This window comes from Streptomyces sp. MZ04 (assembly GCF_004684775.1).
Classification (GTDB): Bacteria; Actinomycetota; Actinomycetes; order Streptomycetales; family Streptomycetaceae; genus Streptomyces.
The window spans coordinates 1-15,700 of the sequence record NZ_SRIC01000197.1 but is presented as its reverse complement, the minus strand read 5'-3'; the positions used below and the strand labels follow the sequence as shown (position 1 = coordinate 15,700).

15 protein-coding genes are annotated in these 15,700 nt (G+C 71.0%); 7 read left to right on the top strand and 8 right to left on the bottom strand.

The window, feature by feature from the left end:
- The 3 genes from E2651_RS30490 to E2651_RS30480 all read right to left on the bottom strand — a co-directional run.
- Positions 1-1,076, bottom strand: a 1,076-nt coding sequence (locus E2651_RS30490) for an MFS transporter (RefSeq protein WP_135334472.1), incomplete at its 3' end; no start/stop codon positions are given.
- Positions 1,076-2,488 (bottom strand): citrate:proton symporter, encoded by a 1,413-nt coding sequence (locus tag E2651_RS30485; RefSeq protein WP_135334471.1) that lies wholly within the window; start codon positions 2,486-2,488, stop codon positions 1,076-1,078. The genes E2651_RS30485 and E2651_RS30490, both read right to left, overlap by 1 nt.
- 121 nt (positions 2,489-2,609) lie before the next feature.
- Complete coding sequence (locus E2651_RS30480; protein WP_135334470.1) at positions 2,610-3,254, bottom strand: TetR/AcrR family transcriptional regulator; 645 nt, start codon at positions 3,252-3,254, stop codon at positions 2,610-2,612.
- A 101-nt stretch (positions 3,255-3,355) separates the two neighbouring features.
- Between E2651_RS30480 and hmgA the strand changes: the two genes are divergently transcribed.
- The 3 genes from hmgA to E2651_RS30465 all read left to right on the top strand — a co-directional run bounded on the left by hmgA (position 3,356) and on the right by E2651_RS30465 (position 6,724).
- On the top strand, positions 3,356-4,681 hold the full coding sequence (gene hmgA, locus E2651_RS30475; protein ID WP_135334469.1) for a homogentisate 1,2-dioxygenase: 1,326 nt from the start codon (positions 3,356-3,358) through the stop codon (positions 4,679-4,681).
- Positions 4,682-4,743: 62 nt separating this feature from the next.
- On the top strand, positions 4,744-5,493 hold the full coding sequence (locus E2651_RS30470; RefSeq protein WP_135334468.1) for a GntR family transcriptional regulator: 750 nt from the start codon (positions 4,744-4,746) through the stop codon (positions 5,491-5,493).
- A 25-nt stretch (positions 5,494-5,518) separates the two neighbouring features.
- Complete coding sequence (locus E2651_RS30465; RefSeq protein ID WP_135334467.1) at positions 5,519-6,724, top strand: type ISP restriction/modification enzyme; 1,206 nt, start codon at positions 5,519-5,521, stop codon at positions 6,722-6,724.
- A 53-nt stretch (positions 6,725-6,777) separates the two neighbouring features.
- Here E2651_RS30465 and E2651_RS30460 read toward each other — a convergent pair whose 3' ends face one another.
- Entirely contained in the window at positions 6,778-7,488 is a 711-nt protein-coding gene (locus tag E2651_RS30460; RefSeq protein WP_135334466.1) for a TetR/AcrR family transcriptional regulator C-terminal domain-containing protein, read from the bottom strand.
- Between the two features lie 63 nt (positions 7,489-7,551).
- Here E2651_RS30460 and E2651_RS30455 point away from each other — a divergent pair, with 63 nt between their 5' ends.
- Entirely contained in the window at positions 7,552-8,481 is a 930-nt protein-coding gene (locus tag E2651_RS30455; RefSeq protein ID WP_135334465.1) for an ATP-binding cassette domain-containing protein, read from the top strand.
- A 24-nt stretch (positions 8,482-8,505) separates the two neighbouring features.
- Positions 8,506-9,288 (top strand): ABC transporter permease, encoded by a 783-nt coding sequence (locus tag E2651_RS30450; RefSeq protein ID WP_135334464.1) that lies wholly within the window; start codon positions 8,506-8,508, stop codon positions 9,286-9,288.
- A gap of 30 nt (positions 9,289-9,318) precedes the next feature.
- On the opposite strand, the gene E2651_RS30445 is transcribed toward E2651_RS30450, so the two are convergent.
- From E2651_RS30445 to E2651_RS30430, 4 genes are all read right to left on the bottom strand, one after another.
- Positions 9,319-11,046 (bottom strand): amidohydrolase, encoded by a 1,728-nt coding sequence (locus E2651_RS30445; RefSeq protein WP_209446287.1) that lies wholly within the window; start codon positions 11,044-11,046, stop codon positions 9,319-9,321.
- 176 nt (positions 11,047-11,222) lie between these two features.
- Entirely contained in the window at positions 11,223-11,492 is a 270-nt protein-coding gene (locus tag E2651_RS45575; protein WP_135334463.1) for a hypothetical protein, read from the bottom strand.
- A gap of 116 nt (positions 11,493-11,608) precedes the next feature.
- Complete coding sequence (locus E2651_RS30435; RefSeq protein ID WP_135334462.1) at positions 11,609-12,382, bottom strand: anti-sigma factor; 774 nt, start codon at positions 12,380-12,382, stop codon at positions 11,609-11,611.
- Positions 12,379-12,933 carry a sigma-70 family RNA polymerase sigma factor gene (locus tag E2651_RS30430; protein ID WP_135334461.1) on the bottom strand — a complete coding sequence of 185 codons (555 nt, stop codon included), beginning with the start codon at positions 12,931-12,933 and terminating at the stop codon, positions 12,379-12,381. The genes E2651_RS30435 and E2651_RS30430 overlap by 4 nt, the downstream gene beginning before the upstream one ends.
- 192 nt (positions 12,934-13,125) lie before the next feature.
- Between E2651_RS30430 and E2651_RS30425 the strand changes: the two genes are divergently transcribed.
- Both E2651_RS30425 and E2651_RS30420 read left to right on the top strand, forming a co-directional pair.
- Positions 13,126-14,682, top strand: a complete 1,557-nt coding sequence (locus E2651_RS30425) for a DUF4331 domain-containing protein (RefSeq protein ID WP_135334460.1) — start codon at positions 13,126-13,128, stop codon at positions 14,680-14,682.
- 202 nt (positions 14,683-14,884) lie between these two features.
- On the top strand, positions 14,885-15,700 hold an 816-nt coding region (locus tag E2651_RS30420), incomplete at its 3' end, for a tetratricopeptide repeat protein (protein WP_348541678.1).

Sequence of the window (15,700 nt, the reverse complement as noted above, 5' to 3'; positions counted from 1 at the left end):
CCCGCAATCAGCCCCGCCCCCGCAGGCGCGGCCACCTGCCCGAGCCGGTTCCCCGTCAGCCGCAGCGCGAGCGCGGTCGACCGGGCGCCCTCGGGGGCCGCCTGGACCACCGTCGTCATCGACAACGGCTGGCCGACCCCGAGGCAGAACCCGAGGAGCGCCAGCATCACGCCGAGCCCCCACACCGGCACCGGCAGCGCGACCCCCGCGCACAGCAGGGCGGCCAGCGCACAGGTCACGACGATCAGCGTCGTACGGCCCAGGAGATCGATCAGCGGCGTCATGACGAGCCGGCAGGCGATCGTCGCGGCGGCCCGCAGCGAGAGCAGCACCCCGACCGTGGCGGGCGCGATGCCCCGGTGCTCGCCGACCACCGGCAGATACGCAGTGAGGATGTCGGTCGCGGAAAGCACCGCGAGGCTGATGAAGATGCCCGCGGGCACGCCACGGGAGCGCAGGATGCCGAGCACCGGCACCTTCTCGCCCCGCATCGAGCCGCCGCCGGACGGTCTGACGTGCTCGATGCGCCACAGCGAGGTGAGGGAGACCGCCGCGACCGCCCCCGAGACCAGCAGCGCGCCGGCGCTGCTGCGGCCCATGTCCCCGTCGATGAGGGAGCCCGCGGCGACCGGCCCGATCAGCTGCCCCAGCGAGGCGCCGATCGTGAAGTGCCCGAAGTTGCGGTCCTGTTCGTCGGGCGCGGACTGCCGCGCGACGATCGACTGCGCGCCGATGACGAAGCAGAGGTGCCCGAGCCCCATCACGCCGCTCCACGCGGCGAGCGCGCCGAGCGACCCCGCCGTACCGCTGAGCGCGCACCCCCCGGAGATCAGCACGACGCCGACCGGAAGGAGCGGCGCGCACCGCCCGTGGTCGGTGCGCCGCCCCAGCGGCACGGCCGCGAAGAGCGGGAGCAGCGCGTACACACCGGCGATGACACCGATCGCCCGCTCGTCCGCGCCAAGCGACAGGGCCCGGTAGGAGACGGCCGGACGCGCCATCGACACCGCCCCCTGCGCGAAGCTGAAGGCGATGACGAGGCGCAGCAACCAGGCACGGCCCGGTGTCGGTGGCATCAGATGATGCCGAAGAGGATTCCGGAGGCGAGCACCACCAGCGAGGTGAGCACGGCCCATTTGACGGTGAACTTGGTGTGATCGCCGAACTCGACCTTGGCCATGCCGACCAGGACGTACACGGCGGGCACCAGCGGGCTCGACATGTGCAGGGCCTGGCCCGCGATCGAGGCGCGGGCGATCTCGACGGCGCTGACGCCGTGCGCCTGGCCCGCCTCGGCGAGCACCGGCAGGACACCGAAGTAGAAGCCGTCGTTCGACATGAAGTAGGTGAGCGGCAGCGAGAGCAGTCCGGTCACCAGGCCCATCTGCGGGCCCATGCCGCTGGGGATGGCGTCGACGAGCCACTTGGCCATGTGGTCGACCATGCCGGTGCCCTGGAGGACACCGGTGAAGACGGCGGCCGCGAAGACCATGCCGGTGACGTTGAGGACGTTCTCCGCGTGGGCGGCGATGCGGGCCTTCTGGTCGGGCATGTGCGGGAAGTTGACCGTGAGGGCGAGCGCGGCGCCGAGCAGGAACAGGACCGGGATCGGCAGCCACTCCATGATCATGGCGGTCAGGAGCAGGACGGTGAGGCCCGCGTTGAACCAGTAGAGCTTGGGGCGCAGGGTGGCGCGGTCGGGGTCGAGCCCCTTGAAACCGTCGTCCTCGTCGGTGGCGTCCGCGTCGGTGCCGGCGCCCGCTCCACCGGTGGTCTTCTTCGTGAGCGACGTACGCCCGTCGGTGCCGCCCCCCGCGCCCACCAGAACCGTCTCGCTCTCCGCCTCCGTCTCCAGGACCTCGTCCAGCGAGAGCATGCCGAGCCGCTTGCGCTCGCGCAGACCCAGTGCGTAGGAGAGGAGGAAGACGGCGACCAGGCCCATGGCGAGTGCCGGGATCATCGGGACGAAGATGTCGGCCGCGTCGACCTTCAGCGCGGTCGCGGCACGGGCCGTCGGGCCGCCCCAGGGCAGGGTGTTCATGACGCCGTTGGCGGTGGCCGCCACACCCGTCATGACGACGAGGCTCATCTTGAGGCGCTTGTAGAGCGGATACATCGCCGAGACCGTGATCATGAAGGTCGTCGAGCCGTCGCCGTCGAGGGAGACGATCGCGGCGAGCAGCGCGGTGCCGACGACGATGCGCAGCGGGTCCGCCTTGCAGAAGCGCAGGATGGCCCGGACGATCGGGTCGAAGAGGCCGACGTCGATCATGACGCCGAAGTACACGATGGCGAACATGAGCATGGCCGCCGTGGGCGCCAGATTACCGACGCCTTCGAGGACGTAGTCCCCGAGATGGGCTCCCTTTCCTACGAACACACAGAAGAGCGCGGGGATCAGCACCAGCGCCGCGATCGGCGACATCTTCTTCATCATGATCAGCACCAGGAAGGTGGCGATCATGACGAATCCGAGGATTGTCAGCATGTGGGCTACCTAACGTTCACCATCGAACTCCCACCAGGTCTGGCGGTCCGGATGACGTTAGGACTCGCAATTGAGCGTTAACAAGATGTTGACGCGCGAGCAATAAGCGCAAAACTCCAGGTCAACGAGTTGATGGGTCCAGGGACCCGGCGAAGTACGCGTGCAGCAGCGTCCGGGTCTCGTCGATGAGGGCCGGGTCGCCCGCCGGGTCGACGCGGAACGCGAGCTGGAGGACCGCGTCGACTGCTTCCACCCCCACGAGCACGGTGCGGCGCAGCCGTGCGTCGAGCGGGCGGTCGAGGTGGTCGGCCAGCAGCGCGGCCACGCGTTCGGCGACGTCGGAGTTGGCGTCGGGCATCGCGTCGGGGGCCGAGGGGATGCCGAAGTCGACCCGGCCGAAGCCGGGGACGGTGCGCTTCATGGCGAGGTACTCGTCGAAGGCGGCGTCGACGGCGCCGCGCCAGTCGCCGCGCTCGACGCCGGTGACGCGGGCCGCGACGCGCTCTCCGTACAGGTCGAGGTTGCGGTGGGCCAGGGCGTCCGCCATGGCCCGTTTGTTGCCGAAGAAGCGGTAGACGGAGCCGATCGGGACGTCCGCTCGCTGGGCGACGGCGCGGGTGCTGAGGTCTTCGTAGCCGACCTCGTCCAGGAGGTCGGCGCAGGCGTCGAGGATCCGGGTCAGGCGCTCCGCGCTGCGCTGTTGCACGGGCGTGCGGCGCAGGGGGCCGGTCGGCAGCGGTTCTGTGGGCGGGTTCCGGTGGGGCATCCCGGGAGAGTAGAGCACCGCTCACATCCGGCGCTTCCCCTTGCGGAAGGAAAAGGTGAATCCTACGGTGTCCCATAGGAATCATTGACGAGGGAGCGATGATGAGCGGGGATCACACCACCGACGCACGGAAGACCGCCGAAGGGCTGGCCTATCTCTCCGGCTTCGGCAACGAACACAGCTCCGAGGCAGTGCCAGGCGCACTGCCGCACGGCCGCAATTCACCGCAGCGCGCGCCGCTCGGTCTTTACGCGGAGCAGCTGAGCGGCACGGCCTTCACCGAGCCCCGCGCGCACAACCGGCGCTCGTGGCTCTACCGCATCCGTCCCTCTGCGGCGCATCCGCGGTTCACGCGCGTCGACAACGGCGGCATCCGCACGGCGCCCTTCACCGAGTCGGCGCCCGACCCGAACCGCCTGCGCTGGAACCCGCTCCCGGAGCCGGCGCCCGGCACGGACTTCCTGGCGGGCCTGTGGACGCTCGGCGGCAACGGCGACGTGACACAGCGCACCGGCATGGGCATTCACCTCTACCACGCCAACTCCTCCATGACGGACCGGGTGTTCAGCGACGCGGACGGCGAGCTGCTCATCGTGCCCGAGCGGGGCGGGCTGCTCCTTCGCACCGAGTTCGGGCTCCTTCACGCGGAGCCCGGCGAGGTCGCGCTGATCCCGCGGGGCGTCCGCTTCCGCGTGGAGCTGCTCGACGAGAGTGCGCGGGGGTATGTGTGCGAGAACTACGGCGCGCCCTTCCAGCTCCCCGACCTCGGCCCGATCGGCGCCAACGGCCTGGCGAACGCACGGGACTTCAGGGCGCCGGTCGCCGCGTACGAAGATGTCGAGCGCCCGGTGGAGGTGGTGAACAAGTTCTGCGGCAACCTGTGGCGCGCGGCCTACGACCACTCGCCCCTCGACGTGGTCGCCTGGCACGGCAATCACGTTCCGTACGTCTATGACCTGCACCGCTTCAATGTGATCGGCTCGATCAGCTATGACCACCCGGACCCGTCGATCTTCACCGTGCTGACCTCGCCGTCGGACACCCCGGGCCTCGCGGGCGTCGACTTCGTCGTGTTCGCGCCGCGCTGGCTGGTGGGCGAGAACACCTTCCGGCCGCCGTACTTCCACCGGAACGTGATGAGCGAGTACATGGGCCTGATCGAGGGTGCGTACGACGCGAAGGCCGAGGGCTTCGTGCCGGGCGGCGGCTCGCTGCACAACATGATGTCGGCGCACGGACCCGACCGCGAGACCTTCGACAAGGCGTCGGCCGCCGACCTGAAGCCGCAGAAGATCGACGACGGCCTTGCCTTCATGTTCGAGACGCGCTGGCCGGTGACAGCCACGGAACAGGCAGCTCAGGCGTCCCACCTGCAGCGCGGGTACGACGATGTGTGGCAGGGTCTGGAGCGCCATTTTCGAAACTGACACACACTGACACACACTGACCCGCGCCGACGCGGACTGACTCGGACTGATTCGGAGAGACCGTGACCGCCTTCGCCCCGGACTCGATCGTCCTGAATCGCAAGCTGCCTCTCTGGTATCAGGTGTCGCAGTCCCTGCGCGCCTCGATACTCGGCCGCACGCCGGACGCCCCGCTGAGGCTGCCCACCGAGGAGCAGCTCGCGGGGCACTACGGCGTGAGCGTGCTCACCATGCGCCAGGCCCTCAAGGAGCTGGAGGACGAGGGTCTGATCACCCGGCACCGGCGGCGCGGCACGTTCATCGAGCCGAGCGTCCGGCGGGGCTCTCCCGTCCGGCTGCTCGGCTCGGTCGACGCGATCGTGGCCCAGCAGTCGGGCATGAGCACCGAACTCCTGTCGCACGGCACGGCGCCGGTCTCCGCCGAGCTCGCCGAGTACTTCCCCGATGTCGCCGAGGTGACGACGTACCACCGTCTGCGCAGCGACGAGAAGACGGGCGAACCGACCAATCACGCCCATAACTTCATCCGCCCCGAGCTGGCCGAGCGGGTCGAGCTCGACGATCTGGCGCGCTGGCCCATGACGAAGGTCCTGCGCGACGTGGTGGGCGTCCGGATCAGCAGGATCACCGACACCGTCGAGGCCACGCTCGCCGACCCGGAGACGGCCCGCCTCCTCCAAGTGCCGCTGCTCAGCCCGATCCTGCACTACACGGGCATCACGTACGACGAGGACGGGCACGCCCTGGACGTGGCCCGCATCCACTATCGCGGCGACCGCTTCTCCTTCACGGTCACCCTCGACGCCACCTGATGGCGCCCGCATCCGACGTCGTACGATGCCGGGCGTGACGCACGACGAAGCGCCGCTGCTCGCCGACCTGATGCCGTGGTCCGTCGCGCCCCTCCGGACCGGCCGGGGGTGGCCGATGGGGCCGGACGCCGCATCCCTCAGGGCCCGTTGGGACGCGTTCGTACGCGCGGACGGCGCGGGGCGCGACCGGCTGCTCTCCCCGTCGCGCTCGCGCACCCTGCACACCTCGGTCGCCCAACTCCCCGGCCACCGGGCCGGAACGGGCCCGCTGGCCGACGAGACGGGACGCTGCCCCGAGCCGGTGCGCGTCCTGCACGGCCCCTTCGACGAGCAGTGGCTGATCCCGGACCACCGGCTCATCGACGCCGCGCGGCCCGAATTGTGGCGGGTCGCGGGCGAGGGCCAGCTGTTCCTGGTGGAGCAGGGTCACGTCGCCGGTTCCGCGGAGCCCGCCGTGCTGGCATCGGCCGTGCTGCCCGACGGCCGCTCCCCCGCCGGACGTCCGGGCAGGATCCGTCCTCTGTTCCGGCGCCCCGGAGGGCTCGAGCCCAACGTGGCGCCCGGCCTTCTCCGGCATCTCTCCGACCTGCTCGGGCACGACGTCGACGCCGGGGATCTCCTCGCCTGGACGCTGGCCGTGGCCGACGCGTCGGCCGCCGGGTGCCGGGTGCCGCTGACCTCCGACGCCGAGGTGTGGGCGCGGGGCACGGACCTTGGCCGCCGCGTCCTGCGGCTGCAGGCGCGCGGCGACGGCCCCCGGCCGAAGCTGCCCGGTGGACGCAGGCCCTACGTACGGGCGCCGCTGCCCGCCCGCCCGTCGGTGCTGTCCTACGACGCCGACGAGGAGGCGCTGCGCCTGGACGGGGGTCGCATCTCGCCGGTGCCGCGCGAGGCGTGGGAGTTCGAGGTGAGCGGGGTGCGGGTGCTCGACCTGTGGTTCGCCCGCCGGACGGAGCCCGCCGAGCCCGGCACGCTGGAGGCGATCCGCCCGACGACGTGGCCGCAGGCATGGACGTCAGAGCTGCTCGAACTCATCACCGTGCTGGCGCTGCTCCATGAACTGGAGCCCCGGCAGCGGGAGTTGAGGTTCTCCCTCGCCGACTCATCGGCGATCACCGCCGATGAGCTGGGGAAGGCGGGCATCCTGCCCGTACCGGCCGCGTCACGACGCCCGGCATCCGTCCTGGACCATCACGAGGAGGGGCCGGGGGGCCAGTTCGCGCTGATCTAGAGATCCGTACAGATCAGGAGAGATCAGCAAAGATCAGGAGAGATCAGGAGAGGTCAGGAGAAGGAGTCGAAGAGCCGGTTCAGCATCCGCTCGAAGACCTCGTCCGCGTCCCCCGGCGGGGGCCCCTCGGTCAGCATGGCGGCGAGCCGCGGATACGCCCCGCTGCCGACCTGCCCCGCCAGATACGCGAACCGCACGGCCTGCTCCTGCTCCTGCGACCACGGCAGCGCCCGCGCGCGTTCCGCCATGGCGCACTCATTGGCCACGTACGTCATGACGGAGCCGTTGAGCATCCCGATCAGTTCCATCTTGGTGCCGTAGGGGGCGTCGAGCCCTTCCAGGGCGCCCAGGCAGTGCTCGAGGAAGCGCAGGGCGTTCGGGCTGTAGCCGTAGAGCGTCGACATGATCCGCGCCAGCCAGGGGTGACGGTGCATGATCGCGCGCGTCTGGCGGCCGAGCGCCGTCATCTCCGTACGCCAGTCGCTGCCCGGCGGCCCGGCGGGCAGTACGTACTCGCCGCTGACCGCGTCGACCATCAGCTCGTACAGGTCCTCCTTGCGCGGCACATAGTTGTAGAGCGACATGGTGCCGCAGCCCAGTTCGCCGGCCACCCTGCGCATGGAGACCGCGTCGATGCCGTCCGCGTCGGCGATGCGGACCGCCGCCGCGGCGATGTCCGCCCTGCTGTACGCGGGTTTCGGGCCGCGGCCCGCACGCTCGGGGCGCGCCCAGATCACTTCCGGTTCGGCCGCTCGGCCCGCCATTGATCATCACCTCGCTCCCCATGTTAGTTACGTACAGCGTACGTAGTGGGGTACGGTGGCCGCATGACTTCTACGTACGCTGTACTTAGTGAAGGTCTGGAGAAGCGGTTCGGGGACGTCCATGCCTTGCGGGGCCTCGACCTCGCCGTCCCCGAGGGCACGGTCTGCGGGCTGCTCGGCCCGAACGGGGCCGGCAAGACGACCGCGGTACGGGTGCTGACCACGCTCCAGTCGCCGGACGCCGGCACGGCCCTGGTCGCGGGGCACGACGTGGTGCGGGAGGCCGCTGCCGTGCGGCGGGTGATCGGGGTGACCGGGCAGTACGCGTCGGTCGACGGCGATCTGACCGGGCGCGAGAACCTGCGGCTCTTCGCGCGCCTCCTGCGGGTTCCGCGGGCGCGGGGCGACGAGCTCCTTGAGCGCTTCGGGCTCGCCGAGGCCGCCGATCGCCCCGCGCGGACGTACTCCGGCGGCATGCGGCGGCGCCTTGACCTCGCGGCGAGTCTGATCGTGCGCCCCCGCGTGCTGTTTCTCGACGAGCCCACCACCGGGCTCGATCCGCACAGCCGTAACGGCATCTGGGACGCCGTGCGGGAGTTGGCCGCCGAGGGGACGACGGTGCTGCTCACCACGCAGTATCTGGAGGAGGCCGATCAGCTCGCCGACGAGGTCGTGCTGATCGACGGGGGGCGGGTGGCACAGCGCGGTACGCCCGCGGCGCTGAAGGGGCAGATCGGGAGTTACGCGGAGGTTGTCGTCGCCGAGGAGGCCGCGGTGCCCGCGGCCGCGATCGTGCTGGATCAGCTGACCGGGGCCGAGCCGGTCCTCGACGCGGGGCGGCTGACCGCCGGGGCTGTTGTTCTCGATCCCTCGGTCACGTTGCCGCGCCTTGTACGGGAGTTGGACTTGGCGGGGGTGCCGATTGTCGATGCGACGTTGCGGGCGCCGACGCTCGACGAGGTCTTTCTGCGGCTCGTCGCTCGTGTTTCCTGACTCTGCCAAACGAGAGGTCGACCAGTGAGTGAAGTCGTCTACGACAGCGGTGCCGTCCTCGGCCGGCACCTGCAGCGCATCAAGCACGCCCCCGCCATTCTGATCATGACGCAGACGATGCCCATCGTCTTCCTGCTCTTCTTCGGGTACGTCTTCGGCAGCGCCCTCGCCATGCCCGGATCCGACTACCGCGCCTTCCTCGTGCCCGGGATGATCGTCGCGACCGCCGCGAACGGGATCATGACCGGCATGTTCACCGCCGCCCAGGACTCGCACCGCGGCGTGATGGACCGCTTCCGTACGCTGCCGATGAGCCGCTCGGCGGTTCCGCTCGGGCAGGCCGTCGCCGATCTGCTGACCACCGCCGTGGGGCTTGTGCCGCTGATGCTCGTCGGGCTCGCGATGGGGTGGCGGATCGAGGGCGGTGCGCCGCAAGCCCTGGGCGCCTTCGGCCTCTTGCTGCTCTTCCGGTTCACGGCGACCTGGATCGGCATCCTGCTCGGACTCGCCTCGCAGAGCGAGGAGGCGGCGGGACAGCTGGGCGGCGCGACGTTCATGCTGCCGCTGCTCTCGAACGCGTACATCCCCACCGACGGGCTCCCGGGATGGCTGCGCACCGCGGCCGAGTGGAACCCGATCAGCGCGGTGGCGACGGCGGTGCGGGACCTGTTCGGCAACACGCCCGTTCCGACGGACGCCGCCTGGCCGGTGACGCATCCCGTGGCCGGGTCGGTCCTGTGGTGCGCGGTGCTGCTCGCCGTGTGCGTGCCGCTCGCCGTCCGCCGGTACACGCGCGGGGGACGGTGAGCGGACGGCCGAACTCGCCGTCGGGGCGGGCTACTTCTGGGGTTCGAGCTCCGGCCCCAGCGAGGAGAACTTCTCCTGGGACACCACGCGCTTCGGCGGCCAGGTGATGTTCGACGGCGGCCACTTCTGGCCCGTCTTCTTCAGGAACCACGCGGGGGGTTCGTACATCGGCGGCTCATAGCCGTCCGGCAGCGCGGTCTTCCAACTGACGCCCTTCGTACGCTCCTTGAACTCGTCCTTGACCGCCTTGAGGCGTTCGGGCCGGGTGATCAGGTCGACCGCCGTCGCCGCCAGATACTTCGCGGCGGCGATCACTGCCGCCTGGCCTGGCGCCGCGGCCGCGCAGGCCGCGGTGGACCAGGTGTGCATCTTGGTGCCGATGGGGGCGAGCGCGGCCCCCATCGATACGGTGGGCACGTTCCAGCTGATGTCCGCGACATCCGTCGAGCCGCCGCCCATGAACACCGGGTTGGGCGGGGTGAGTTCACCGATCTTGTCGTGCATGCCCCGCTGCGGAAGACCCAGGGACTCCTGGAGTTCCTTCGCCAACTCGTGGGCCTCGTCGGTGAATTGCGGCGGGCCTATCTCCTTCATGTTCGCGTGCAGGAGCTCGGCGAAGGATTTGGCGGGGAGTTGGTTCCAGCAGGCCGAGGTGACACGGTGCCGGACCGAGGTCTGGGACGCCTTCGCGGCCGCCTCCGAGACGGCGACCACCTTGTCGAGGAGCACCCGGACGCGGGCGGGGCTTCCCTCGCGTACGTAGTAGCTGATCTCGGCGATCTCCGGGGTGACGTTCGGGATGTCACCGCCGTTGTTGATCACCCAGTGGAGCCGGCCGCTCGGTGCGAGGTTCTCCTCGCGCAGGAACTCCGACATCGTCGCCATCATCACGGCGGCGTCGAGCGCGGACTTGTTGCCCAGCGGGGTGCCGCCGTGCCCTGCCACGCCGAGGAAGGTGAAGGTGACGGCGGTCATCGCGGTGGTCGTGCCCCAGCCGGTCGCGTTGGCCGTCGAGGGGTGCCAGTCCAGGAACGCGTCGAGGCCGTCGTACACGCCCTTGCTGACGGCGTACGTCTTGCCGATCAGTGCCTCCTCGGCGGTGGAGCCGAAGAACTTCACGGTGACGGGCAGCTTGTGCCGCTTGGCCGCCTGGGCGACGGCGGCGGCCGCGGCGGCCGCCGCCGTGCCGAGCGCGCTGTGGCCGCAGCCGTGGCCGGGGCCGTAGCTGGGTGCGAAGGGGTCGTGGACGTACTCGCGTGGATCGTGGTGGCCGACGCCCTTGTTCTGCGAGAGACCGGGCAGCGCGTCGTACTCGCCGCTGAAGCCGATGACGGGGCCGCCGCTGCCGTGCGAGAAGGTCGCCGTGAACGCGGTGGGGAATCCGGCCGTGCCGAACTGGACGTCGAATCCGGCCTGTTCGAGGAAATCGGCCTCGGCGAGCGAGGACTTCCACTCGCGCAGGGACAGCTCGGCGTTGTCCCAGATCTCGGCGTTCAGACCGGTGATCCGGTCGTCGTGGGAGGTGATCCAGTCGAGCGCGGTGCGCTTGGCGGGGGTGTCGGCCGCGAGGTTCTCGGGCGCTTCATAGGCGGCGGGGCTGTCGTCGGCGCTCGCGGCCATCGCCGGGTCGGCTTCGGCCGTCATGACGGCGCCGGTCACACCGGCCGCGCCGAGCAGTTGCATGATGCGGCGCCGGCTCAACGGCGGGCCGCTCGCGGGGAGTGCTTCATGCTCATGCTGATCATGCAGGTCACACACGCGCACCTCCGGGGGTGAGGTTGGGTGTATCGGCCAATCGATCAGCAACAGTGCGACTGAATCGTTGCGGCGTCAACAGGTGCGCATGACACGGGTGTTACGTGAAGTGGAGTGAGGAGCGGGTGGGTGGGAGCAACCCGCCGTGGAGCGGCGGTCAGACCCCCGACCACCCGTGGTCAACGACCCCCGAAAAGCGACCGCCGCAACCTGCGCAGCGGAGCAAAAAGGGAAACCCGCCGCACACGCGCACCGCGCGCACTGCGGTCGTGCGCGGCACTCCGCGAGGTCAGCTCACGCATCAGCAGCGTCGCCTCGTGCGACTCGCGCTGCGGAACGGCAGGGCCGCCCAGCACCGCGAGATGGCGGTCGAGACGAGAGCTGGTCGCGCTGCTCCCGCAAGTGATCGCAGGGACACGCGCCCTGCTGCGCACCGTTATCTGTTCCATGTCACTCCCCACCCGTACGAGGGCACCCGGCCCAGGGCAGGTTAACCCTATCGCCCCGTCGTGACACTCATGTATCCCGGTCGCAGGATTCACCTTCTGCACAAGGAGGTTGACGATTACTCTCCGAATCCAACTGATTCCAGGGCGAGTTGGACAAGAGGGTCAGAAGTGGGCCGATCTGAGCCTCCATCGGGCTCGGTGGTGACAGCGAGTGAGGAAGCGGAAGCACTCAGCCCGGTGGCGAGCACGGGCGTTTCGCCCTCGAGCAGACCCAGCGAGCGGGGCTCCGACGCGGGGCGCATCAGCCACAGTTGGTGCACACGGCCCCGTGGCGGCCCCTCAAGGCCCGTGACGGTCACCACGGCGCGCCGCCTGGACTCCGACGCGACGACGTTGATGCCGCGCCCCCCTGCGTCCTGCTCGCCCGTGGCCCGGGCGTCGGGCGCGGCCAGGACGTGGGCGATCTCACGTGCGGCGGCCCGCTCGCGGTCGAGCCGGTCGTCGGTCCGGGCGAGCTGGACCGCGAGGACCGCGCAGGCGACCAGGGCGAGCACGGCGGCGGCGAGCGGAACCAGAAGCGCACGCGTACGTGGGGGCGCGCTCGCGGCGACGGGCGCCTGCGTCCGCGGCTCCTGCTCCGTCGTGCGTACGGCGGTCATGACCCGGTCGAGCAGGGCGGGCGGCGGCGGAGTCGAGGCGGCGCCCGCGAGCCGCACGGCGCCCTCGGTCAGCAGCCTGGTCTCCTCCTGGCAGCGGCCGCAGCGGGCCAGGTGCCGCTCGAAGCGGCGCAGTTCGCGGGGTTCGAGGGCGTCCAGGGCGTAGGGGACGGCCAGCGAGTGCACGGGCCTGCGCGGCAGCCACGCGATGTGTCCTCCGGGCGGCCACTTCATGCCGCACCTCCCGTGGCGGCGCCCAGGCAGTCGCGCAGCCGCAGCAGCCCGTCCCGCATCCGCGTCTTGACGGTGCCGAGCGGGACGGAGAGCCGCCGGGCCACCTCGCGGTACGTGTAGCCGTCGTAATAGGCGAGCGTCACGGCCTGGCGCTGAAGGTCCGTCAGGCGCCGCAGGCAGCGGCGCACCCATTCGCGCTCCAGGGTGCCCTCGACCTCCTCGGCCACGTGGTCGAAGGCGGGGACCTCGGCGCGCCCGGCCACGCGCTGTTCGCGGTCGCTCGCCGCGCGGGCGCTGCGCACCCGGTCCACCGCCCTGCGGTGGGCGAGGGTGAGGATCCAGGCGAGGGCGCTGCCGCGCGCGGGGTCGAAGCGGGCCGCCGTGCGCCACAGTTCGAGCAGCACCTCCTGGACCACTTCCTCGGACTGCGCCGGGTCCCGCAGCACCCTGCGCACCATCCCGTACACCGGCCCGGACACCAGGCCGTAGAGCTTCTCGAACGCCTGCTGGTCGCCCTGCGCGACCAGCGGGAGCAGTGCGTCGGCGTCCATGCGGTGTCCCCCTTGTCCGGGCCCCTCCTGCGCGCGGGGCTCATTGTCCGGTCGCCCGGTCTTCGGGGCGAGAGATGGGACCGGATTGGGGAAGAGGCCAATCCGCCGGACCCTTCGCCCCGAATGGCGTTCGTCAGGCGGCTCCCGCGCACCGCGCGCCGGGTCGCGCGAAGGAAGGTAAGGACGGACGCGATGACAGCTATCGCCAGAAGCCGTACGGGGCGTCGCGACAAGCGCGGCCTCGCCGCGCTTGTCTGTGGCGCGCTGGCCGCCGGGGGGCTCGCAGCCGCCGGCGTGACCGCACTCGAACCGGGGGCGGCCGACGCCGCCAGCCACCGGGAGGCCCCGCTGATCTCGGGACAGCCCCAGTACGACAACACGGACGTGTACGCGTTCGTCAGCCCCGACCGGCCCGACACGACGACGATCGTGGCGAACTGGCTCCCCTTCGAGGAGCCCGCGGGCGGTCCCACCTTCTATCCGTTCGCGGACGACGCGCAGTACGACGTGCACGTCGACAGCGACGGCGACGCGCAGGGCGATCTGCTGTACCGGTGGACGTTCGACACCAAGACCAAGAACGGCGACACGTTCCTCTACAACACCGGTCCCGTGACGAGCCTCGACGATCCCGATCTGAACGTCACGCAGACCTACGACCTGGACCTGATCAAGCTGAAGGACCAGAAGGTCACGTCGACGACGAAGCTCGCCGACGACGTGCCCGCGGCGCCCTCGCACGTCGGCAAGGCGTCGATGCCGAACTACAAGAAGCTGCGCGACCAAGCCGTACGCAAGACCAAGGGCGGCGGTTCGACGTACGCGGGGCAGGCCGACGACCCGTTCTTCGCGGACCTCCGGGTCTTCGACCTGGCGTACGGGGGCAATCTCTCCGAGGTCGGGCGGGACACGCTCAAGGGCTACAACGTGAACACCATCGCCCTTCAGGTGCCGACCGCGGAGCTCCGGCAGTCGGAGAAGCAGCCCGTCGTCGGCGTCTGGTCGACGACCCAGCGCAAGAACGCGAGCGGCAAGTGGACGCAGGTCTCGCGGATGGGCAACCCGCTGGTGAACGAGGTCGTCGTGCCGAGGAAGGACAAGGACAAGTTCAACGCGTCCTCGCCCTGGGACGACAAGCAGTTCCTCAAGTACGTCACCAACCCCGAACTGCCCAAGGTCCTGCAGAAGATCTACGGCCTGAAGGCTCCGGCGGAGCCCCGCGACGACCTCGTGTCGGTCTTCCTGACCGGCGTGAAGGGCCTCAACCAGCCGCCGGGTGTGCGGCCGGCCGAGGCGCTGCGGCTCAACACGTCGATCAAGCCCGCCGCCGATCCGAAGCGGCTCGGTGTGCTCGACGGCGACAACGCCGGGTTCCCGAACGGGCGGCGGCTCACCGATGACGTCATCGACATCGAGTTGCAGGCCGTCGAGGGCGAACTCGTCGGCAACAAGAACGACTTGGGCGACGCGGTGGACGCCAACGAGCAGACGTTCGGCGGAACCTTCCCGTACGTGGCGCTGCCCACGGCCGGGTCCCGTGGGCCGCTGGCCAAGGGCGGTTCGGGCGACAGCGCGGCACGTGACGCGCTGAACGGCGGTGCCGTGCCCGGCCGTTCCGTGTCCGGTGGCGGCGACGACACCGATGCCGTGCTCATCGCCTCCGGGGCCGCGGGGGCGGCCGGGGCGCTGCTCGTGGGGCTCGGGCTCCTGTGGTGGCGCAGGCGGGGCGCATCTGGAGCCGCGGGGTGAGGGAATCCCCGCAGGGGTGAACCCCGCGGGGGTGAGTTTCCCTACGGGTCTCCGTCCCGTAGGGGAGCCCCCCGCCGGGTGAGTCCCCTCAAAGCCGGCGCGGTCCGCATCTCATCCCCCCTGCGGACCGCGCCCTCTCCCTCTTCTTCTTGCTGCTTCTTGTCCTCACCGCTCCTGCCGACTCTCTGGAAGGTCTGCTGCCATGGCTCTGCCACGTCCCGCCGTGCGGTCCGTCGTCGCCGCCGTCGCGCTGGCGCTCGCGATCACCGGCGGCGCCGTTGTCGCCGGCGGTGACGACGGCCGGGACCGGCCGCCGCCGGCCGTCGCCGCGCCGGGCGCCTCCCTGGACGGGCTCCGGGGCGGCGATCTGGACCGTGGCGTGGAGGCGCTTCAGGCCCATCTGCGGGCCCAGCCGAGGGACTTCGGCTCCTGGGCGACGCTGGGCACCGGCTACGTCGAGCAGGCCCGCACCGGAGGTGACCCCTCGCGGTACCGCGAGGCGGACCGCGCGCTCGACCGGTCCCTGGAGCTGCGGCCCCGCAACGACGCCGCCCTGGCCGGGCGTGCGGCGCTTGCCGCCGCCCGGCACGACTTCAAGGGAGCCCTGCGGCACGCGGAGTCCGCGCTCGCCGAAAACCCGTACAACCAGGGTGCGTTGGCCTCACGGATCGACGCCCTGGTCGAGCTGGGCCGCTACCGCGCGGCGTCGCGGGCCGCCGACGAGGCGGACGCCCGGCGGCCCGGCGTTCCCGTCTTCACCCGGTACGCGTACGTGCGTGAGCTGCGCGGGGATGTCGCCGGGGCCCGGCGTGCGCTCTCGCGGGCGGTCGGCTCGGTCTCGGCCTCCGCCCCCGGCGACGTCGCCTACGTCGCCACGGCGCTCGGCCAACTCGCCTGGCGCCAGGGCCGGTACGGCGAGGCCCTGCGCCAGTGCGGCAAGGCGCTGCGGGCCGACGCCTCCTATCTGCCGGCGCTGGAGTGCCGGGCTCGGGCCTGGTCCGGGCGGGGCGATACGGGG

Coding starts and splice junctions, on each gene's coding strand:
- E2651_RS30425 (WP_135334460.1), top strand. CDS start 13,126: ATGACAGCTATCGCCAGAAGCCGTACGGGGCGTCGCGACAAGCGCGGC.
- E2651_RS30455 (WP_135334465.1), top strand. CDS start 7,552: ATGACTTCTACGTACGCTGTACTTAGTGAAGGTCTGGAGAAGCGGTTC.
- E2651_RS30435 (WP_135334462.1), bottom strand. CDS start 12,382: ATGAAGTGGCCGCCCGGAGGACACATCGCGTGGCTGCCGCGCAGGCCC.
- E2651_RS45575 (WP_135334463.1), bottom strand. CDS start 11,492: ATGGAACAGATAACGGTGCGCAGCAGGGCGCGTGTCCCTGCGATCACT.
- E2651_RS30480 (WP_135334470.1), bottom strand. CDS start 3,254: ATGCCCCACCGGAACCCGCCCACAGAACCGCTGCCGACCGGCCCCCTG.
- hmgA (WP_135334469.1), top strand. CDS start 3,356: ATGAGCGGGGATCACACCACCGACGCACGGAAGACCGCCGAAGGGCTG.
- E2651_RS30430 (WP_135334461.1), bottom strand. CDS start 12,933: ATGGACGCCGACGCACTGCTCCCGCTGGTCGCGCAGGGCGACCAGCAG.
- E2651_RS30465 (WP_135334467.1), top strand. CDS start 5,519: ATGCCGGGCGTGACGCACGACGAAGCGCCGCTGCTCGCCGACCTGATG.
- E2651_RS30485 (WP_135334471.1), bottom strand. CDS start 2,488: ATGCTGACAATCCTCGGATTCGTCATGATCGCCACCTTCCTGGTGCTG.
- E2651_RS30460 (WP_135334466.1), bottom strand. CDS start 7,488: ATGGCGGGCCGAGCGGCCGAACCGGAAGTGATCTGGGCGCGCCCCGAG.